Annotated in this window: 18 protein-coding genes and 4 pseudogenes; all 22 read right to left on the minus strand. The window is 30.5% G+C overall.

The window, feature by feature from the left end; all coding sequences use genetic code 11:
- Window positions 1-783: 783 nt before the first annotated feature.
- The 22 genes and pseudogenes from ANHYDRO_RS00320 to ANHYDRO_RS00425 all read right to left on the minus strand — a co-directional run bounded on the left by ANHYDRO_RS00320 (window position 784) and on the right by ANHYDRO_RS00425 (window position 21,329).
- Complete coding sequence (locus ANHYDRO_RS00320; protein WP_004812212.1) at window positions 784-1,749, minus strand: DNA cytosine methyltransferase; 966 nt, start codon at window positions 1,747-1,749, stop codon at window positions 784-786.
- Window positions 1,742-3,463: a DNA topoisomerase 3 gene (locus ANHYDRO_RS00325; protein WP_039913594.1), complete on the minus strand. Its 1,722-nt coding sequence runs from the start codon at window positions 3,461-3,463 to the stop codon at window positions 1,742-1,744. The genes ANHYDRO_RS00320 and ANHYDRO_RS00325 overlap by 8 nt, the downstream gene beginning before the upstream one ends.
- A gap of 106 nt (window positions 3,464-3,569) precedes the next feature.
- Window positions 3,570-5,000 carry an AlbA family DNA-binding domain-containing protein gene (locus ANHYDRO_RS00330; protein WP_039913596.1) on the minus strand — a complete coding sequence of 477 codons (1,431 nt, stop codon included), beginning with the start codon at window positions 4,998-5,000 and terminating at the stop codon, window positions 3,570-3,572.
- Window positions 5,001-5,080: 80 nt separating this feature from the next.
- Window positions 5,081-5,938 carry a CD1107 family mobile element protein gene (locus ANHYDRO_RS00335; protein ID WP_004812217.1) on the minus strand — a complete coding sequence of 286 codons (858 nt, stop codon included), beginning with the start codon at window positions 5,936-5,938 and terminating at the stop codon, window positions 5,081-5,083.
- Window positions 5,939-5,952: 14 nt separating this feature from the next.
- A complete protein-coding gene (locus ANHYDRO_RS00340; RefSeq protein ID WP_004812218.1) occupies window positions 5,953-8,307 on the minus strand; it encodes a leucine-rich repeat protein in 2,355 nt (784 codons plus the stop codon).
- Window positions 8,294-8,531, minus strand: a pseudogene (locus tag ANHYDRO_RS00345) (hypothetical protein). Before ANHYDRO_RS00345 ends, ANHYDRO_RS00340 begins: the two are co-directional and overlap by 14 nt.
- A 14-nt stretch (window positions 8,532-8,545) precedes the next feature.
- Complete coding sequence (locus ANHYDRO_RS00350; protein WP_004812222.1) at window positions 8,546-11,122, minus strand: CD1108 family mobile element protein; 2,577 nt, start codon at window positions 11,120-11,122, stop codon at window positions 8,546-8,548.
- A gap of 7 nt (window positions 11,123-11,129) precedes the next feature.
- Window positions 11,130-13,554, minus strand: a pseudogene (locus ANHYDRO_RS00355) (VirB4-like conjugal transfer ATPase, CD1110 family).
- Complete coding sequence (locus tag ANHYDRO_RS00360) at window positions 13,445-13,855, minus strand: PrgI family protein (RefSeq protein ID WP_004812226.1); 411 nt, start codon at window positions 13,853-13,855, stop codon at window positions 13,445-13,447. Before ANHYDRO_RS00360 ends, ANHYDRO_RS00355 begins: the two are co-directional and overlap by 110 nt.
- A 1-nt stretch (window position 13,856) precedes the next feature.
- Window positions 13,857-14,147, minus strand: coding sequence for a hypothetical protein (locus ANHYDRO_RS00365; RefSeq protein WP_004812227.1), 291 nt, complete (start codon window positions 14,145-14,147; stop codon window positions 13,857-13,859).
- A 9-nt stretch (window positions 14,148-14,156) separates the two neighbouring features.
- Window positions 14,157-15,020, minus strand: coding sequence for a VirB6/TrbL-like conjugal transfer protein, CD1112 family (locus ANHYDRO_RS00370; RefSeq protein ID WP_004812229.1), 864 nt, complete (start codon window positions 15,018-15,020; stop codon window positions 14,157-14,159).
- A 10-nt stretch (window positions 15,021-15,030) separates the two neighbouring features.
- The gene (locus ANHYDRO_RS00375; protein ID WP_000394204.1) at window positions 15,031-15,246 is read right to left on the minus strand and encodes a Maff2 family mobile element protein; all 216 of its coding nucleotides are present in this window, start codon (window positions 15,244-15,246) and stop codon (window positions 15,031-15,033) included.
- Window position 15,247: 1 nt separating this feature from the next.
- Window positions 15,248-15,559, minus strand: coding sequence for a hypothetical protein (locus tag ANHYDRO_RS00380; protein WP_000373442.1), 312 nt, complete (start codon window positions 15,557-15,559; stop codon window positions 15,248-15,250).
- A gap of 223 nt (window positions 15,560-15,782) precedes the next feature.
- A complete protein-coding gene (locus ANHYDRO_RS00385; RefSeq protein ID WP_000572867.1) occupies window positions 15,783-16,400 on the minus strand; it encodes an SAP domain-containing protein in 618 nt (205 codons plus the stop codon).
- A 67-nt stretch (window positions 16,401-16,467) separates the two neighbouring features.
- Window positions 16,468-16,890 (minus strand): SRPBCC family protein, encoded by a 423-nt coding sequence (locus tag ANHYDRO_RS00390; protein ID WP_000257434.1) that lies wholly within the window; start codon window positions 16,888-16,890, stop codon window positions 16,468-16,470.
- Window positions 16,891-16,927: 37 nt separating this feature from the next.
- On the minus strand, window positions 16,928-17,446 hold the full coding sequence (locus ANHYDRO_RS00395) for a ClbS/DfsB family four-helix bundle protein (protein ID WP_001258250.1): 519 nt from the start codon (window positions 17,444-17,446) through the stop codon (window positions 16,928-16,930).
- A gap of 63 nt (window positions 17,447-17,509) precedes the next feature.
- Window positions 17,510-17,923, minus strand: a pseudogene (locus tag ANHYDRO_RS10160) (TraM recognition domain-containing protein); the annotation flags it as partial.
- A 46-nt stretch (window positions 17,924-17,969) separates the two neighbouring features.
- Window positions 17,970-18,245, minus strand: a complete 276-nt coding sequence (locus ANHYDRO_RS00405) for a hypothetical protein (RefSeq protein WP_004812247.1) — start codon at window positions 18,243-18,245, stop codon at window positions 17,970-17,972.
- A gap of 18 nt (window positions 18,246-18,263) precedes the next feature.
- Window positions 18,264-19,079, minus strand: a pseudogene (locus ANHYDRO_RS00410) (VirD4-like conjugal transfer protein, CD1115 family); the annotation flags it as partial.
- A gap of 11 nt (window positions 19,080-19,090) precedes the next feature.
- Complete coding sequence (locus ANHYDRO_RS00415; RefSeq protein WP_039913606.1) at window positions 19,091-19,276, minus strand: transposon-encoded TnpW family protein; 186 nt, start codon at window positions 19,274-19,276, stop codon at window positions 19,091-19,093.
- Window positions 19,277-19,434: 158 nt separating this feature from the next.
- On the minus strand, window positions 19,435-20,148 hold the full coding sequence (locus ANHYDRO_RS00420) for a hypothetical protein (RefSeq protein WP_004812254.1): 714 nt from the start codon (window positions 20,146-20,148) through the stop codon (window positions 19,435-19,437).
- A gap of 107 nt (window positions 20,149-20,255) precedes the next feature.
- Window positions 20,256-21,329 (minus strand): PDDEXK nuclease domain-containing protein, encoded by a 1,074-nt coding sequence (locus tag ANHYDRO_RS00425; protein ID WP_004812256.1) that lies wholly within the window; start codon window positions 21,327-21,329, stop codon window positions 20,256-20,258.
- Window positions 21,330-21,485: the final 156 nt, after the last annotated feature.

Raw genomic sequence — 21,485 nt, forward strand, 5'->3', positions numbered from 1 at the left:
CTATATAAATCATTTTGACCTCCTCTATCTTCATTTATATTTTCTTTATCTCTATTATAGTCGGCAGCGGCCCTTTCTGTCAGCAGCCTAGCTCGATCCATTTCCTTAGATTTTTCTATTGTTCTATCTATAATATTTTCGCTAACCCTTGATATTACAAGACCTATCTGCTCTAAAGAAATTGTATTAATCCTAGAAAAATTATTTTTTAAATTTTCCATATCCATAGGATAGGCTGTATTAAACCTATTAGCTACCGAATAGGATATTGAGTCTCTCATAAACTTTTCAAAACTCAGTCTATCCTCTATATCTATTCTCAAATCAGCAAGAGCCAAGTTAATATATTCATCTCCATAAATTCGACTTAAAGAAAATATATTTTCATTGAGTGAATCACTAGCTTCAAATGAAAAATCACTTATTATTTCTTTTAAAGCCTCGTTATGGTTTTCGTGATCAAACTGCCATAAGCTAACTTCATTAATATTCCTATCCATTGATGTGGTCTGACTAACATCAAAAATATATGAAATTCTTTGATTTACATCACTTCCAACTAAAATTGGAATACCCTTTTGACCTCTCATAACAACTCTGCCAAAATATTTCTTCCACATATCAAAAGTCGCACAAGCTCTAGCTTCAGGTTCTTTGTTGTATATACTTAGTTGGCTAGAAAAATCATATTTCTGATTATTGCCTATAACTTTTAAGAGTTTTAAATATTCTTTTTCATCTTGCAAAACTTCATACTTTATTGCTTCTTGTATATTCTTAAAATCATTTACTTGCATTTCCTACCTCCATTCTATGAATTTCTTTTATAATAGCCATTAAAATATCAACCACAATAGAATTGCCGGCCTGCTTATATAGTTTGCTTGAAGTGCAATTTTTTCTTTTTGGATGTACTTCTTCTAGTTTGTCAATATCAATATCATCAAAACCCATAAGTCTTAAACATTCTCTTTCTGTTAAATACCTATACTGACCATTTCCAATATCTATTATTCCAGAATTAGGTACTCTCATCTGTTTTGTAGAAATAGTATAAGAAAAATCTTTAATCACTTTTAGTCGCCCTCTAAAACTGTTATCTATACCTTTATTTAAAAATTTCAGCATATAAGGTTGGGTCATTGTATAAAGTTCACTTACATTCTTTTCTAAAATTTCACTTAGTGGGCTTGTTTCTTTCCTCTCCAATTTATTAAAAGAAAAGTTATTTGCTCCAAGACATGAAACAACAAATATCCTATCCCTTTTTTGAGGTATCCCAAAGTCCATTGCATTTAAGATTTCATACTTGCTTTCGTATCCAAGGTTTTCTAGTTCTTTTAGATAAATAAAAAAGGAGTCCCTCATATTTCTATCAAGGACTCCCTTTACATTTTCCCAAATTATCCATTTAGGTTTTTCTTTCATTTCTTTAATTATTCTAATTGTTTCAAATAGTAGGCTTGATCTAGTTCCTGAATTCTTTACTCCTCCTTGCTTTTTTCCTATTCTTGAAAAGTCTTGGCAAGGACTTCCATGCATAATTAAGTCTATCTTCTCATTAGGTATTTTATATCCTACTACTGATTTTGGCTTATAGTTTTCTCCATAAAGTGCGTTATATGATTTAACACAAGCCTTATCTATTTCTACATAATCAACTACTTCATAAGGTATCTTCAAATTAATAAAAGCCTTTCTAATAGCACCTATGCCACCGAAAAGCTCTAATATTTTTACCTTATTCATTTAGATTATTCTTGTACCTATCTACAAGATCCCTTATACTATCTTCGATTTCTCGTAAAAAGTCTTCTTTATCAACCTCACCTGAGCTTATCTTCGCAAGTTTCATTTCCCATTCAGATGTTGTTTCTGCTGATTTAAACTTATCCTCTACAATTGATACAAGCCTATTACCTTTTTCTGTTACAAGTAGATTTTTCTTATCTCTTCTTATAAGATCCTTATGGATAAGATTTTCTATAATTCCAGCTCTTGTAGCTGGCGTTCCTAAACCTTTCCTTTCTACTTCTATGTCTTTCTCCAAAGACTCTACTCCTGCATTCTCCATAGCCTTTAAAAGTGTATCTTCATTATAATGACTTGGAGCTTTGGTAAATTTCTCCGATATATTTTTAGAACTTAGCTTAATTTTATCTCCAGTCTTTACATCTGGTAATTCATTTTCTTGTCTTTCCTTCCCATAAGGCTTTAAATACTTGGCATAACCTTCATCGATTATAGTCTTGCCACTTGCATTAAAGTTAAATTTATCATATTCATATCTAATTTTTCTACTAGATTCCTTTAAGTTATCCGAACATGAAGCAAGTAATTTATTCTTAATTAGATTATAGATTTTGCTTTCTTTATCAGATAAACCTTTGGCTTTTCCAATACCTGATATAGTAGGAATAATTGCATAGTGGTCTGTAACCTTAGATGAATTAAAAATAGACTTAAAGTTTGATTCATTTATCTTAAAATCTTCTTCAAGTCCTTCTAATAATTCTTTCATAGTATTAACCATGTCATCGGTTAAATATCTACTATCTGTTCTTGGATATGTGATTAACTTCTTTTCATATAAACCTTGTGCTAAGTTTAAAGTTTCGTTCGCTGAATATCCAAAATATTTATTCGCTTCTCTTTGTAAGGTAGTGAGATCATAAGGCTTATCTGGTTTTGTGCTTACTTCTTTATTTTCTACCTCTGTAATAACTATTTCATCTTCTAGCAAGTTTAATAGTTGTTCTGCAACTTCAATTTTATCAATTCTATCTGATACAAGTTTCAATCCTTCATAAGATAAGTCAACTGTATAATATTTTTGCTTCTTAAACAGGTTTATTTCACTATCCCTTTTAGCTATTAAATATAGAGTTGGTGTTTGTACTCTACCGACTGAATATGTTTCCTTGTAAATGCAAGAATAAAGCCTACTTAAATTCATTCCTACCAGCCAATCCGCAATTGCTCTTGCACTTGCCGATCTATATAAGTCTTCAAAGTTTTCTCCGTCTTTAAGATTTCTAAAGCCATCTTCAATAGCTTTGTTTTCCATTGAAGATATCCAAAGTCTTTGAATTTTCTTCTTACATTTAGCTTGATTATATACAAGCCTAAAAATAAGTTCTCCCTCTCTTCCAGCATCACAAGCATTTATTACTGTGTCGATGTTCTTATCGTTTAAAAGCTTCTTTAAAACTCCATATTGCTTTTTAGTGCTTTTAGATACTTCATAAATATAGTCCTCTGGAATTATAGGAAGGTTTTCTATTGTCCATTTCTTCCATTTTTCGTCTATCTTATCGGGACTTGCCATTTGAATTAAATGACCTACACACCAAGAAACAATGTATCCATTCCCCTCATAATATCCGTTTTTTCTTGTTCTTGCTCCAATTATTTTTGCAATTGTAACTGCTACACTTGGCTTTTCTGCTATTACTAACTTCATTAATACCTCCATAAATAAAAAAAGAGCGAAAGATTTCTCTCTCGCTCAAAATATTTCTCCCGAATATCGTATTATTTTCGGGATAATTCTATTTTCTTTTTTAACTTTATTTGTTTACTTTCCAATATCCATCTTTAGCACTACCTATATACTCGATTGTTTTTTCATCTGTGAGAATTTTTAAATCTCTTTCTATCGTGCTTACAGACACCAATAATATATGAGACAATTCAATTGTTGTTATATTTGAATTTTCTTTCATAAGTTTCACTATCTTATTTCGTCTATCTTTTGGTTTTAACTTTTTACCGTCATTTTGACCTTCATTTTCACCCTCATTTTGCCCCTCACTTTGACCGTCATTTTGAGTGGCATTTTGGGCGTCATAATTTAAATTCTTTAAAATTGTAGTAAATGAAGATTCTGTTGACTTAAACTCTGGTTTTAATTCTTCTTTATAATTTTCTTCAGCCTCATAAGCTTCTATGATTTTTCTAAGTCCAGATCCTCTCCTTTCCATTAAATCCATGCTAGCAAATACATCCGCTATAATTGGGTTTCTTCTTGTGGAAGATACATCTAGCGGATTTATATCTTGAATAAATGTACCATCATACATTCCTCCAGGAGAGTATATTTCCAGTCTGTCATCATAGATATCTACATGGACTTCACTGCCAATTACCGAATAATCTCTGTGGATTAGTGCGTTTACTAGAGCTTCTTGGACTGCCCTTTCAGGATATTCTGGATATTCTATTCTATAAACTGGACCTTTTTTCCACATCTTTTTTGAATTTCTTTTTACAAAGTCTAAAGAAGCTTTTAGCAGATAAATAATGTTGCCTTCAAATTCTATATCATCCAAGGCATCCATTCTCCCATTGGCTTTAGTAAGCCCATTCCATCTAGTACAGAATACTCTTGACTGATAAACTTGATAGTTATCTGCAAATAAATCTCCTGCTATGGTTAGATTTCCCTCATCATTTACAAGTCCAAAAGATTTCAAATCTTTTTCTTCAAAATTTTTTCCCGTTCTTTCTTTGTACTCGGTTTTAAATTCCTTAAAGCTTACATCTTCTAGTTTTTTCTTTGATTGAAGTGAATCATAACTTATATGTTCTCCCTTTAAAGACAAATTAAAAAGATCAATTCGACTTGCAGAGACACTTTGATTTCCTATTCTTTTGTAGGCTGTTCTCGTTCCACCATCTACTACAAAGTATGGAGTATTTTTTCCAGCAAATATACTTAAAATCAATATAACTTTTCCATCAATTTCCTTGATTTCCATATCAAATTCTGGATTCGGATCCATTTTAGTTTTTATGATTTCAGAAATATTTTCAGAAACTTCTTGATAGTCACTAAGTCCAAGAATTGTATTATCTTCTTTAACTCCAAATATTAACTTCCCACCTCTACCATTAGCAAAGGCTGACACAGATTTTAACCAAGACTTTGGTTTGTTCCTTTCTAATTTTTCTTTTTTGTCATATAGATTTGTTTCTCCTAGATAGTCTTTTAAGTTCAAAGTATCCCTCCTCTCTGGCAAATATTATACTTAATTATACCATATTTTTGTATTGTTTATTCGATAATAGGACTTGAGATTTATAATAGTTCATCATCTTCATCTAAAGATTCTTCGTGAGTTTCATCATCGTCATCATCTTCTGACTCACTAATATAATCCTCATCATCTTCTTCAAAGTCTTCCAACATTTTATCTTCCTTAGCTTTGACTACCTTAAAATAATATCCTGCTCCTACAACTCCTCCAATTACAAGTGCAACAATTAGAAATGAACCTATCCCACTTTTCTTTTCTTCTTTTACTGGAACAGTCTTAGGTTCTTCTTTTTTTACTTCTTCTTTCTTAGGTTCTTCAACCTTTATAGTATTTTTATCTTCTGATTCAATCATATTAAGTAAGTCTTGCTCTCCTACTTCTGTCAATAGCCTTACATTATCTTGATTTGATGAGTGATCCACTATTAAGTGCATAGTTTTTCCACTTTTGGTTTGAAATGTTAAAAATTGTCTTACATCTACTGGATTTTCTTTATCTTTTTCTGTATCTCCACTTGGTGTAATATCTTTTCCATTCCTATCTACATTTTCAATTACTGAACCTCTTGCCTTATTTTCCCCAGTTGCTAGACTATTTACTGCCTTTGTATTACCCCCTTTTACAAGTGGGGTTTTCTTTGGAGGATTATTTGAAGGCTTATTTGGTTCACTTGTATTTCCTGGTATTCTTGGAACATCTTGATAAGGAATTTCTTCTTTTGATGGTGTAAAAACATCATCTTTTAACATTTTTTCAAATTCTTCTTTTTGTGGTTCATAGATTGATTCGTTTTGACTTTCTATTTGCCCTTCATTTGTCATAGCAAATGTAGTTGCTGGTACTGTAAATGTAAAAAGGAGTAACGCTATGGCTACTCCTCGTTTAATACTCTTATTCATTTTTCTATCCTTTCTTATTTTACATTTTTAAATACATAGACTGCTTTTCTTGCATTATCCCATTCTATTGTTTGGTTTTTGCCATCTTTAATATCTCCATGACTTGCTCCAAAAGCTTTAGCAATATTTGAAATTGAAGCATGAATTCTTCCATTTATAATCACTGGCTTAACATCTGAATTGTAGACTTTTCCATCTGAATCTTTCATAACACCAGTATCAATATTTAGTCTTAATGTCTTTTTAGCTAGGATATTATTCTCTTTATTTGAGAAAATAGCTTCACGAGTAGAGTTGTCATACTCAACATTAAAACCTAGAGTATAAGCAATATATCTTACTGGAATCATAGTTCTTCCTTGATCCACATAAGTTTTTACATCCATATAGACTGTTGTCTTACCATCTTTGTTGATAATGTTATAGAAGTTTTTGTCTACTTGAAAAACTGCAAATTCTTTTTCATCTTTAACTTGTTTTTTGTCATGTTGTTTCTCTTGCTCTTTCATCCTATTAAGATCAAATTGATTTAGGATATTCTTGTCATCAGCTTTCAAAAGTTCATCCCACTTCTTATCTTGAGATTTCTTATCTTCTTTCTTCTCTTTGTTTTCTTTTTGGAGTTTTAGAAGTTCATCTAATTTCTTAGATAAGTCTTGGTTTAGATTTTTGTCTTTTTCATCTTTAGCTTGTTTCTCAAGTTCTTCTTTAGCTTTTTTATTTGATTCCTCAATTAATTTCTTTGCTTCTTCAATTTTCTTATCTAATTCTTCTTTTAGCTTTTTAATTTCTTCTTCAGAAGCTTTTTGTTTTTCTTCTAGTTCTTTAATCTTCTCTTCTAATTCTTTTTTCGTATTTTCAGAAGATTCTTTTAAGCTATCAATAGCCTTTTGAAGCTCTTCAATTTTCTTAAAGCATTCTGACTTAGAACTTTCTGTTTCTTTCTTTTTATTCTCTAATTCTTTTATCTTATTATCTTTTTCATCAAGAGCTTTTTCTAAGTCCTTAATTTTATTATCTTTATCCTCAATTTCTTTAGTCTTCTTTGCAAGTTCCTCTTCTAAAGACTCGAGATTTTCTTGCATTTCTTTGATTTTATTTTCGTTTTTGTCGGTCTTTTCTTTCTCAGCTTCTAACTCCCATTTTGTAGATGAATAATCTTCTTTTAGTTTTGCATTTTCATATTGTAATCTTTTTAGTTCATCTTTAAGCTGAGTAATTTCTGCTATTAGTTCATCATTATTATTAGAATTTTTAAGATCCTCAATTTCTTTATTTAATTGAGCAATCTTATTGTCTTTATCTCTAATCTCTTCTTCTAGCTTAGCTTTTTCTTGTTTTAGTTTCTCTCCATTATCTTTGCAAGATTCTAACTTTTCCTTTAATTCATCTATCTTTGATTGGTCTTCTTGTTTCTTATCATTTAAGTCTTTGATCTGATTTTCTAAATCCTTAATGTTTTTAGTTAAATCATCAATCTTATTGTCCTTTTCATCAATATCTTGTCCTGTTAAATCTGTTTGAGTATCAATGGAATATTTATTTGGATTGTAAATAGTCATCTTTCCTTGATACATATCATTGTTATAATCAAATTCAAGTTCTACACTATCTACATTCTTATCAAAGACAAACTCTCCATTTTCAAACATTAATCCATTAGGAATAGATTTGAATCCTTGATTTCCGTTGAAACCAAAATGATTTTCGTAAAATGGATTTTGTTTTGGTCTATACTCAACTTCTTGATTATGGAATACTCCCTTACTGTTAATATTTGGATTGCCTAAAACTTTTATAGTGTGCAATTTATTTCTTGAAAAAGCATACTGTTCAATTGTCTTCACAGACTTCGGTATAGTTATTTCTTGGAGGTTATTTCTTTCAAAAGCATTATGTTCAATATTTACCAAAGTATCAGGTAAAGTCACTTCTCTAAGTCCACAATTGAAAAATGCTAAACCACCAAGATAAGTTAGACTATTTGATAGTTTTACCTCGTCTATACTTGCATCGTAAAAGGCAGCATAACCTAAATGCTTAACAGAATCAGGAATAATTACTTTATCCCAATGTTTGCCACGTCCAAATTCTCTTTTATATCTAAGTTCATCGTTTGAATGACTTAAAGAATAATTTCCATTTATAGATTTCGTTCCTTCAGGAAATACTAGAATATTTGTCTTCTCTTTCTTTTCTAAGCCTTTATCACTAAAGGCAATTATATTTCCCTCAGAGGAATACATAAAATCATCTTCCGTCCAAGTAACATCAGACTTTGCAAATGCACTTGTATGCACAGTTGATGTTAAAACTAATAAAAGAGCCATAAAAAAGGCTCTTAGTCTGTTCGTATTAAATTTCTTCATTATGAATGTTCTCCTTTTCTTTTAATTTTTCTTCTCTTTTTCTATCATTGATTTTCTCCATTAATTCTTCCAAGCTAATATTGTTCCTCCTAAGAGTTACAATTATTTCTTCATTTTCAACTTGTATTTCTTCATCGCAAATTTCCTTGTATTTTGCATTTAAATCTTTTAATTTCTCTTCTATTTTTTCTTTTATTTCTAATACTTATAAGTTTTCTATTCACATAATGTCTCCCTTCTATCTTGGTCTTCCAAAACCATAAAAGTGTGATTTCCAATATTTTGAATTTATTGATGTGTATTGAATTGGATCTCCTGCGTGAATCATCATTCCGTTACCTGCATATATTCCTACGTGAGATATTGGTGTTCCACTGTTATATGTTGAGTGGAAAAATATAATATCTCCAGGTTGAGCTTCACTTGGACTTACTGGATTACAATAGTCTTTGTATATTCTCCATGCAGTTGTTCTTGGCATTCTCTTTACACCAGACTTTGTAAATGACCAACATACAAAACCTGAACAGTCAAAGTTAGATGGTCCACTTGCTCCAAACACATATCTTTTGCCTATATGTTTTTCTGCTTCATTAAATAAGGCTTTGGCAGTGGCTGAATCAAAAGCAAGACCAGGATTTCCAAAGTTTGGATTATCTACTATTTCTCCTAAGTCCCCATTACCTGATCCAAAAACATCTCCCATATTTCCCTTAGCTTCAAGAAGAGCTTCATAATGAACTACATTGTCTGGATAATCTTTAAATATTTCCCTAACAACTTCATCCATTTCTCTTTTCTTTAAAGTTACAATTAACTTTTTATATTCGTACTCTTCTTTTTCATAGCTAGTATAAGGATTACCACGACTATCATATCTAGTTCTTGCTACTGTTCTTGTTCTAATTTCAATTTCTTCCTTGAAATCAAGCTTATACATCTTATCGAAAAGTTCTTTTAAAATTCCTTTTACTTCAGATGCTGATTTTACTTCTCCGCATCTTGAAGTTACATAGGATAAAAGTTCATGGGTATTATGACCAATTTCTCCTTCTTTATTTATGATATATTCGTCATATCCAGGATGACTTGTTTTTACACTTTCGATTTGTGATTGTAGGTCATATTCCATTGATGAAAATTCTTGATTAACTTCACTTAGAACTGTATCTTGTGATAGGTATGTTGTTGTCATTACTGAGTTAACAGAGTTGCTTAATCCACTCATACCAACACTTCCACCACCAATCATGATTGATAGCATAAGACCTAGCCCTATTACTAGAAATAGAACCATCTTACTTTTTCTTACTATTAGCTCTTTAGAAGCCTTACCTAAACTTAAAATAGCTTTTTTAACTCTATCTACGAGTCTTGTTTCGTGCTTTTTAGCTATCATGCTCTTCATTTGCTTTCTCTGGTAAAACTTCTTAAATCTATTTTTCTTAATATAGGCATCTGACTTTTTTAAATCCTCCAAGCCACTTTTAAACTCCAACTTGCTTTTTCTCTTTCTTATTTTCTTATCAAGTTTAGATAGCTTTTTTAAGGACTTTTTCTTTTTTTCTAGCTTATATTTCCTTATTCCATGCTGGAGTTTAGAGCTTACATTAGCGACTTTTTCTCCAGTTTCTACACCAGTATTGTCAGATCCTGAACTTAAATAATCTCTCACTAATTCTGAAGACTTAGCTCCAGATAATAAAACCCCAGAAGATAGACTTCCTTTAGTTTTATTCTTTAAGATATTATCCTTTAGCTTACTTTTAGACTTTTCAAGCTCTCCAATCTTTTTATCTGAGATAAAATCTTTAACATCTTGTGCTTTCTTAGAATCTTTCGGTGTAGCTTTCTTAGATTCATTTTTTAAGTCATCAATTTTCTTTCGAGTGAATTTATCACTTTCATAATTTTTTCTCTTATAGTAAGTCTTCTTTTTATTAACTTTCTTTTGTTCTGAAGGTTTAAGGCTTGTTTCTTTTTCATCTTTTATAAATTCAAGATTATTGTCTTTAAACTCAGGATTATCAAAAGTTTTATCTGTATCAACTTCACTTAGCTTACTCTCTTTATCTATTTCTTTAGAAATTTTTCCCTTATCTCTAAACTTCTTTTCTTGATAAAGCTTCTGCTTTTGCTTTTTATCGATATTAGCATTACTCTCGTTCTTACTTACTTCATCTTTAACAAGCTTATCTTTTCTATATATTCTCTTGCTTTTCTTTGCTTCGATAGGTTTATCTTCACTTGTCTGGATTCTCTTAGACTCTTTCTCGTTAATTTTGTTTTGGAATTTATCCTTACTATGGATAAGTTTATCTTCGTAATTTTTGAGAACTTGTCTTTTACTTGATGCCTTCTTATTACTCATTGGTTGAGCCTTAGCTGAAATATCATCTGTTGTTAATTTATTAGAATTAATATTTCTATTGTTTCCACTATCAAAATTTACTTTTTTAAAGTCTACATCTAAGTCTTCATCAAGTTTAAAGCTTTCATCTGTCCTTATTTCAAGATTAGCTTGTTTTGTTTCTCCAGCCTTATTATTATCTAAAACTTCTTTTCTGATTCTTTCCTTGTTTTTAGACTTCTGAAAATCTTTTAATTTATCTTGTTTTTGATCTTTAGATAATACATTCTCATGAATAAGTTTAGATTCTTTTTCTGAAATTTTATCTCCGAACCTATCCTTAGTCTTAATTATCTTATTGGTATAATCATCTGAATGAACAAGTTTACTTTCAAGATTCTTTTCAGGAGCGTCCCTATTTCGTATAATTTTCTTTTGAAAATCTTTTTTTAGTTTTTTATCCATATCACACCTACTTAGCTTCTTCTGGTTTTGTTGTCATTAGCTTATATAACATGGTGTCTTTAGGGAATTTATCTATAAATGGAACAATAGTATTTCCGAAGAATAATAGTCCCTCACCTGCATTTGAATTAGTAATATAGTTTAACTGATAAGGCGATATTTTTAATTTCTTAGCAAGTATATCTCTATCTCCAGATGCTTGATTTAACATTAGAACAAAGTCTGTATTGTCAAAGATATTTTCAATTTCCTGACTTGTTAAAAGGTCTTTTACGTTTTGAGTTATACCTGTTGGAATACCACCCCATTTTCTAAATCTTTTCCAGATTTCTACTGAATATGAAGCAGTTTGTGGGTCTTTTAATAAAAGGTGGAACTCATCTATATAGTATCTTGTAGACTTGCTTCCTCTATTAAGGGAAACCTTGTTCCAAACCTGGTCTTGAATTACAAGCATACCTATTTTTTTAAGTTGTGTTCCTAGCTCTTTTATATCAAAACAGAGCAGTTGCCTATTTAGATCAACATTTGACCTATTATTAAATACATTAAGACTTCCCTTGACATAAATTTCCATTTCTGTTGCGAGTTTCCTACCAACTCTCTCTTCTTGAGATAGGAGCATGTCGTATAAATCTCCTAATATAGGCATATTTTCTGGCTTTGGGGTCTTCAAAATATTTTTGATATATCTTTGGTAAACACCTATCTATAACAGATTTTTCTGCAGCAGTAAGACCAGATCCTCCTACTACAAGTTCAAGCATAGACATTATGAAGTTTGCCTTATCCTTTAAAGGCGCGTCCCCATCTCCATAGTTCATATTAATATCTAGTGGATTTAGGTAGTCCTTTGACTTTGCTGAAACTTTAATAACTTCTCCATTAAATTGATTTACAAGATTTGAATATTCGCCCTCAGGATCACAAATAATTACATCATCATCTGTGACAAGAATTGCATTTGCCATCTCTCTCTTTGCCGAGAAAGATTTACCAGAACCTGGTGTTCCTAATATTAGTCCGTTAGGGTTCTTGAGTTTCTTCCTATCTGCCATAATCAAGTTTTGGCTAAGGGCATTTAATCCATAGTACAAAGAATTTGCCGAATCAATAAATAGCTCTTCTGTTGTAAAAGGCATAAATACTGCCGTTGATGATGAAGTTAAAAATCTTTTTATCTCGACTTGGTTAACTCCTAGAGGTAAGACAGAAACAAGTCCTTGTTCTTGTTGATGAGATAATCTTTTTACCTGACAATTATGTCTGTTAGCAATTGATGATATTTGAGCAATTGTATTTTCTAATTTTTGATTAGTTCTAGCAAAATTCATCATTACTATGGTAACTACAAAGAGCCTTTCATCTCTATTTTGTAAGTCAGATAACATGGACTTAACATCAGCCCCAAAAGTATTTATATCTGAAGGAATAATATCCATATCATAGCCTGCACGAACTGCTTTCTTTTGTTCTTCTATTTTCATTCTGTCTAGGTCTGTGTTCTTTCTCTTAATAAGTTTTATAGCTTCTGCTTGTTCAACTACATCTATATGAAAAGCTACATAAATATTGTCATCAATGTCTAAAAACTCAGATAACATTCTGTCTGATAACTCACTTGCAAGTATTTGAAAATGACTTACTGCTCCAATGTATTTCCCAAATTTAAAATTATTTGCTGGTGCAAAATTAAAGATATTGGGAGTTATATGTGATTTTGTAGACTCTTTCTTCTTCAAATCTTTATATGAAAAACCAAAGTTCTTGTCTGGATTTAACATATCGTGAACAAGTCTTAGCCTTTCTTCGCCATCAAGGCTTTCTGCTCTTACTCCCATAGATTTAAAGTTAGATAAAATATCTACTTCAAGTCTATTTAACTTTGCTCTTGCTTGCTCTAGGTTATCTGCTTCTGTGGTAAAAGTTATATACTTCATCTTTTTAAGTCCGTTATTGCCCTTTGCAAGTTGAAGCTTTAACATTTCCCTAAACTCTTTTCTTACATCGTCATAGAAGTCTCCCTTATCAGCAATTTTAATTGCATCTTGTAGGTCTTTATTTCTTCCTAATTGATTTACATATGAAAGTTCGATGTGTACACTTGGATCAAAAGAATTTAAAAAGTTGGCAAATTGGTTAAAGATTAAATCTCTATCTTCTTCCAATGCCAACTGGTAATTTATATCTTGAAATGAAATTGTCTTTGAATAATTTTTTTCATCTAACTGGCAAATGCCCTCTGGTAACATTCTTATATATGGAATTGTATCCTCAACAGTAAATCTCTTCTTCTCTTTATTTAAAAGTACACTTAGAAGACTATTTGTTGGATCTTTCTTTGTTTTTAGCCTTCTTACTTCCTTTCGGTCTTTTTTTAATTGTTTTTCCCTTAGATTTAAGTCGCTGATTTGCTTTTTTCTTTGCTTCAAGGTATGCCTCCTTTCTTATTCTCTTAGTTGGTTGATAAAACTTATGAAGATAGAAAAATCTAAAATACTTTTCAAAAGTTAAGGTGTCTTTTTCATATAAGGTTATAAAAAAGATTGGCAGGGTTACTATTAGCATTACAATGATTGAAACATCATTAGGTAGATATTTCTTCATAAATAAATAGATTGGTATGCCAATTAATCCTGCCACAGAAAAACCTATAAGTTGTCTTTTAGTTAAGTTAAAGGCAACCTTTGTTTTAATCTTGTCCAAATCTTTTGGTATTGGTACATACGCCATTTTAATCTCCCTCTACTTCTTCTTTAGAAAGTTCAAGTATATGGTCATAATTAGATGTTGTTTCTTCTTCTAGGTAGCTAATTCTTTCTTCTAATTCTTCTTGTTTTTCTTCATTTCTGTCATTGTATTCTCCTTGATACATAACAAATTCATTGTGACATCTTCCGAGTCTGTTTATTCTTTTCTTTAAGTTTCTAATCTCTTCATTTCTTTTCTTCTCTTTTACGATTTCATAAGTTCCTCCCAATAAAATTCCAAGTCCTAATAAAGCACAATTTTTCTTTTTTAACATTTATTCCTCCTAGTGCGTATTCATAATACTTTTTGCAACTGTTCCACTCTTAAACATCATAAGTCCAAGTAGTAGAGCATATCCTAATATACTAAACAAGCTTGCGTGAATATCTGTAATCTGTACCGTTCTTATTAAAACGGTGTAGATACCTAAACATATCATCAAAAACAAACCTTGTAGTCCCAAGGCAAAAAGTCCCTTGATATAATTTGTTCCAATCTGACCCCATTCTTTATTTCCCATAGTCGCAAATGGTATGGATGATACTGATGAGTAGACATATATTTCAAACATACGCCCATATACTATTAAGGTAATAGTTAAAGATATACATTGAATGGCAATCCTCACTAGGCTTGTTTCAACTAATATCATTAAAAGCTCACCTATTTCTTTTTCTTTTAATGTATCAACCATTGCAACTATCTGATCTCCTGAAACAGTGGCAGAAGTAGTGATTACCCCTGCCGCTTTGTTTACAAGATTTTGTGCCACATCAAAGACTTCCATTGAAAATTCAAAGGCATGGCTTGCAAGGTAGACTGCTATAAACATCTTTATAATGTATTTGAAAAACTCAAAAGTATCTGTATCGTGCATATTATTCTTTTGCATAACCATATTTATGAGTTCAATACATAAAACTGCTGTTATTATAAGACCAGCTATTGGAACAATAACATTATCATTAATGTTTTTTATGAAGTTATATACTTCTCCATTCCAACCCATTGGTGTTTTACCAACATCAGTTGCAATAACTCCTACCTTGTCATTTATATCTAAGAACATGGACTCAAGATTTGCTTTGATACCTCCGAGTAGCATATCCTTAAAAAATTCAGTTAGCTTGTCAAAGATACCAAACATAGACTTTCTCCTAATTTAAAGCATTTGCAAGTAGTGGAATTAATTTAATACCGATTAGTACAATTCCCCCACCAGCCATAAGCTGCTTAATACCTTGAGATTTAGCACCAGGGTTATCATTACCATAACCTTCCATTAAGTTAATAACTCCCCATGCTCCTAAACCTGCACCAATTGCAGTTACAAGTGTCTTTAAAACTCCAACTCCAGCTGTAAAAAATTCCATATTATTCCTCCTCGTTTTCTTTCTTATTTTCTATTTTGTTTAGTGATTTAACTATAAAATTTTTGTAGACCTTATCTCCTTTTTTATTTTCTTTGAAATATCCAAAGACATGGATTAGATCTCCTTTTTCAAATTCTTTTACAATTTCTACCTTTTGTCCATATACTGAGCAATTTGTATATTCTTTGCCCTTTCCATATTTTTTAACAAGAGCAAAATTTGCTACTTGAACACTTTCTCCATCTTTTTCAAATTCTGAAAATTCAGCTTCCTTAACTAAATTTGCATTAATATTTATCATTTCTCTATCCATTAATTTCTTCTCCTTAATCCATAAATTTCAATTAAAAAAGCGACTGAACTTATATTTCAATCGCTAAATGTCTTATATATTAAATTGTTTTAAGTGGGGCTTCTTATCCTTACCATTTTGACCTCCTAATTTTGAGCATAAAAAAAAGACGACAGAATTATTACTTTCTATCGCATAACATCTATCTGTATTAATTTTTTTCATTCAAAAAAATAGTTTCTGTTTACTTGTGATAGTCTTCTATTTTATCCTCATATTTTTTTATAAGTTCTCGTGAATAAACTTTTTTGTTTTTTGAATCTCTGACTTCTTTCCAAAGAATTGCAGCTACTTGTATTTTATTAGAGTAGTTACAACTAATTTCGTCTGCACAAAAATCCTTTAAAAATTGATTCCATTGACAAACCGAATTATCATACTTAGCATAATCTGATTTTCCATAATAAACTTTGAGCATATCTTGAATTGTAAAACTCAAATCATTTTCTCTTTTTACTTTTCTCCAAGCAGTAGCCATATCAGCAGTAAATTTAAATGGCGAAACATCGGTTAAAATTGAGAAATACTCTCTGAAATGTGTGTTAAAGGAGAACCCGCATTCAAGTAATGGAGTATCTAAGGTAATAGTTTCTACTTGTTTCTTTTCATTTTTTATTGATGACTTTTTAATCAAATCACCCTTAAAGTACTGTTCAATAATATAATTGAGTTCCTGTTTTGTACCTCTGTATTCTAATCCTAATGACTTGCATATCTGTGAAAGTTCTTCACGATACCAATAGTATTTATTAAACTCATCAAACAATGTGATTTTATCAAACTTAGGTCTTCTTTCTATCATTGTTTTATCCTTTCGAAAAGATCTAAATATATGAATAGGCTACTCCAATTTATCTATTTCATTATTTTCATAACACTTGAACATGACTTGCTTCTTCACAATTAAGTGCTTCCTTCAAATCTTTAAAATACAGTTTTTGTTGGTTTCTTAAATATAGTCCTACAAAAGGTTTAAATATAAATTTTTTAGAAATAATATTTTCTGTAAAATCTAATGTTGTTTTATCTCCATTCGAATAAAATTTTCCTATCCAAGTTCCTTTTATATTTGCGTTTTCAATTTCAAAAGACCAGCATTGATGTTTCGGACATTCTATAACTTTAAAATTTGTTTCTATCCCATCTTTTGTAATCTCTACAAAATTCTTATCATCAATAATTTTGATATCTTTGATATCACTTCTCCAACCAAAATCACGAAGGTCAGTAACTTTATCCCATACTTTTTCTATTGGGCAATTTAATGTAACTTTGATATTTGCAACTGCCATAAAATCCTCCTAAGTAAACTTATTTATACTTTTCTATCTATAGAACTAATTTCTTCCATTTCCTAATCTTAGTCCTAAATGTTCCAAATGGCGCTACTGTATTTACATGAATAAATTTATATACTTCCCAAGTAGCAGTTTTGGTTGCTTCATCTGCCCATTTTCTCATATGTGGTTTAAATAATTCTTCATCTGTTAATTCATCTATCATAAGATAAATTTTTTTTACATTTTCTGTTAGTTGTTCTTTTAGTTCATATAGAGATTTATGGGCATAGTTCTCTGTAAACCATTGATATAATTCTCCAAGTTGATTCCACTTGAATTTATCTGATGGTGTTTTAACATCTATACCTTTTTTCTCATCTTCTTCCCATTTTAATACTAAAGTCGTCCAGCCTACTTGATAGGCAAGATTTTCTGCTGGTGTCCTATCAAATTCTTCTAGTCTTTTATCTTTTAGTTCTTCTGGTATATTGTCAAACTCTGAAATATATTTTTCAAAAGTTTTCTTTATCTCATTCTTTAATTCTTCCTTACTTTCATAAGACCTCATATGCCTACCTCCATGGTTTATATATAGATATTATACCAAAAATATTTTTATCCTTACGTTAATTCATAATCTTGTAATCAAACTGTTCCTATTTATTTTTATTTTATCTCTGTTTTTCAAAAACTCTTCCACATCAAATAAATTCTTCTTATCATAATCTTCCAATAACTTATAATTCTTATGTTTTGTAATATCGAATTTATAAGACAAGAAAGGTCTTACTCCTCTTAGTTGGCATAGCATTTATCACCATCCATACAGTTATTTCATCTTGACACATAAGTTTATTACCTGTCTTTTAGGTAATTTAGTCCAAAAGATTTTTGATTTGATCTTGTTTCTGATTTGTTATTTAGGTCTATGATTTCTTTTCCTTCTAGAAATAGTGTGGAGTCACAGTTACAACTATTGTATCTCATAATCTTTATAGATTGCTTTTAATTGAGATTGTGCTTGCAGTATTATGCTTACTGATATTTATCTTGAGAGTTTTTAATGTCTATCGCCTATTAATACCTTATTTCTAGTCTTCTAAAATCGATACTTCAAGGTCTATCGCTTTAAATGTAACAGTTATTCCTACTTCGTCCTTTACCGTTTTTTCAAATAGCTCAGCTATATCATATGGGGACATATCATATATATCTTCATACCATTCATTACTTTCATCGTACATTGTCTCACATATTGCTTCAATATAATTTTTTTCATCCCTTGTGAGTTCTGTATCACTTTCTAGAATAAACTGCTCACCATTTATATTTAATATAATTAAAGATGATTTTCTATTTTCACACATTTTGCTTTCTCCATAAACTCAAATGTTTAACCTATTTATCTTATAACTTGATTTTAACTTTACCTTATCTCTATTTGTTAGATACTCTTCTACATCAAACAAGTTTTTCTTATCATAATCTTCCAACAACTTGTAATTCTTATGCTTTGTAATATCGAATTTATCAGATAAGAAAGGTCTTACTCCTCTTAGCTGGTATATACACTTACCACCATCCATTACAGTTATTTCATCTTGGCTCATAAGTTCCTTGCCAGTCTTTTGATAATTTAGTCCAAAAGATTTTTGGTTAGATCTTGTTTCTGATGTGTTATATAAGTCTATGGTTTCTTTTCCTAAGGTTTCTGATAACTCTTTTACTGTTGTTTTTTCTTTTCCTCCTAAGAAAAGTGTTGAGTCACAGTTACCAACTATTGTATCTGCATGGTCTTTATAGATTGCTTTTAATTGAGATTGTGCTTGCAGTATTATGCTTGCTGATATTTCTCTTGAACGAATTGTTGCAATCAATTTTTCAAATTTAGGAATCAAGCCTATATTCGCAAACTCATCAAGTAGACATCTAACATGAACTGGAAGTCTTCCACCATACACATCATCTGCCTTATCACAAAGTAGATTAAATAATTGGGAATACATTATTGAGACTACAAAGTTAAAAGTATCGTCAGTATCTGATATTATTACGAATAAAGCAGTTTTCCTATCTCCAATTTTATCGAGTTCTAATTCATCTTCACTCATTAGCTCTCTAAGCTCTCTTATATCAAAAGGTGCAAGTCTTGCTCCACAAGATATTAGAATTGACTTGGCAGTTTTTCCTGTAACAACTTGTCAAGGACTTTCTAATCATTTTTGTCGACTTTTTGATGTTTTTCTCTCTCCATTTCTCTAAGCATTATGCGTTTTAATTTGTCTTGCATTGTTTCCGTTGCATTTTCATTAAAGTGAACAACAACCTCATAGGTTGCTTTACCAATTTTCTTTATAGTTTTTGTTCCTGTATTCTGTTTATTTTTATTTTCGTGCATATATTTTCCTCCTGTTTGTTGCAATAATAAAAGGCGATTAGATTTTTAATTTTCTAATCGCCTTTTAAGTGTCATATTTACATTTTTATTATCTCTGGCATACTTTGATACCTTTTTAGACTTAAAGTCTTTAATAATGCCTTTCCACCTCTTTTTATCTATAAAGATTCTCCTACGTCATAGTTCATTTTTTTATTTAAACCTTTCTGTCTTAGTTTGTCTTTATCTTCTTCATACCAATTAAGGATTGTTACATAATGGTCTTGATAGTTTTTTCCTGAACTTTTGATATATCTTGATAGCTTTTCAATCATTGTATCTGTATGACTTTGAAGCTTATCCTTTAGCTTATGGTATTCTTCTTCAGTTAATCGAACATTTTGATATTTTCCGTAAAAAGAAACTGGGGCTGATTGGTTTTCTTTTTCTCCTCTCCCCTTATCTATACTAACCTTATCTAATCTACCCTTACCTATACTATGCGGACAAATGGTTGACACTTGGTTGTCATTTGGTATACCAAGATTTTCAAGTTTGATATATGCTCCATTTTCTGTTTGTGTTAAGCTTTGTTTTTCTGTAATATACATCGTTTCTTTTCGCCTGTCATTCCTGATGTAGTTATTTATCTTCCAATGAGTAATTACAATAATTCCCCTTTCAAAGACAATTACAAAGCCTTTTGTTATTAAGATTTTTAGGTCATCTTCATTTGCTCCTATGATTTTTATTATCTTCTTTGGATTGTCCACAAAACCATCATCATCTGCCCTCATTGATAGATGAAAATACAGACATTGACTACTTAGTGGCATATCCAAAAATAAGTCGCTATCTACTATCTTTAGTGAAAACATTCTTTTATCTGCCATGCTCTCCTACCTTTCTTCAAATAAAAAAAGACGATAGTTTTTACTTCTATCGCCCTTTGTAAGTGTATATAGCTATTTATTTAATAACTATTTGCCATTTTCATATTTTATTTTTCTGAATCTAATTCTTTTATAGACTCTTCTATTTCTTCAATAGATGGTAAGCTGCTTTTATATTCCTGCTCGAGTAGTTTGCTAATTTCATACTTACTTATTCCTATTGGCTGTGAGATATTTTCAAGCGAATATTCAGCGACTACATTATCTTTATCTCTGCAAATTAGTATTCCTATGGTTTGATTATCACTATTTGATTTCATATTCTTATTTACAGCTGTTACATAAAAATTGAGTTGACCTGCAAATTCCGGCTTAAATTTTTCTGTCTTTAATTCTACTACAACATAGGAGTGTAGTTTAACATGATAGAAAAGTAAGTCCATATAAAAATCACTTTCTCCAACCTTGATATGGACTTGCCTACCCATGTAAGAAAATCCTGTCCCAAGTTCCAAAAGAAAAGAAGTTATTTGATTTACTAATGCTTCTTCCAACTCTCTTTCATCATATTTATCTCTTATTGTTAGAAAATCAAAGTTGTATGGATCTTTTATTGTTTGCTTAGCTAATTCAGATTGGACAGCCGGTAATCTATTATCAAAATTAGTAACTGCATTCCCAACCCTTTTATATAAATCTCCATCAATCTGATGTTCCAAAACCGTCCTGCTCCATCCATTTTCAATAGTCTTATCTATATAAAACAAAGCCTCTTTGACATCTTTACACTTATACATAATCCTTTGATTATGTCCCCAAGGAATACTTTTTATTCTTCTTTCAACATCCGATAATTGGGTTACAGCTTGTAACCCAATTAGGTAATCATTATAAAAGATATACCAATATCTTATGTGTTTTAAGTTTACGGCTGAAAATCCTCTCATATCTGGAAATTCTTTTCTTAAATCACTACTCAATAATTTTAGAAAACTATCACCCCAAGAATATTGCTTTTGTTTTTCAACAATTTCTTTTCCCAAGTTCCAATACAAATCAAGCAACTCATAATTAACTTTTACTGCTGCTTTTAATTGACTGCGTCTAACTTTTTCCTTTAAATCTAAAAGTAATTTTTTATATTCACTATCTCCTATAATAGCTAAATCTTTTTTATCCATTCTAATCACTCCAATCTGATTTTTTATTTTATTCTATTTCTAACGCCAATGGTGGGAGTTTTAATCTTTTTATCATAATCAGCCTATGGTAAACAAGCTCATTTTATCATTACACATTTAGTTTAATTAATGTGATTATACCAAAAATGTTAAATC

The sequence above is a fragment of the Anaerococcus hydrogenalis DSM 7454 genome, from assembly GCF_000173355.1.
GTDB classification, from domain to species: Bacteria; Bacillota; Clostridia; order Tissierellales; family Peptoniphilaceae; genus Anaerococcus; species Anaerococcus hydrogenalis.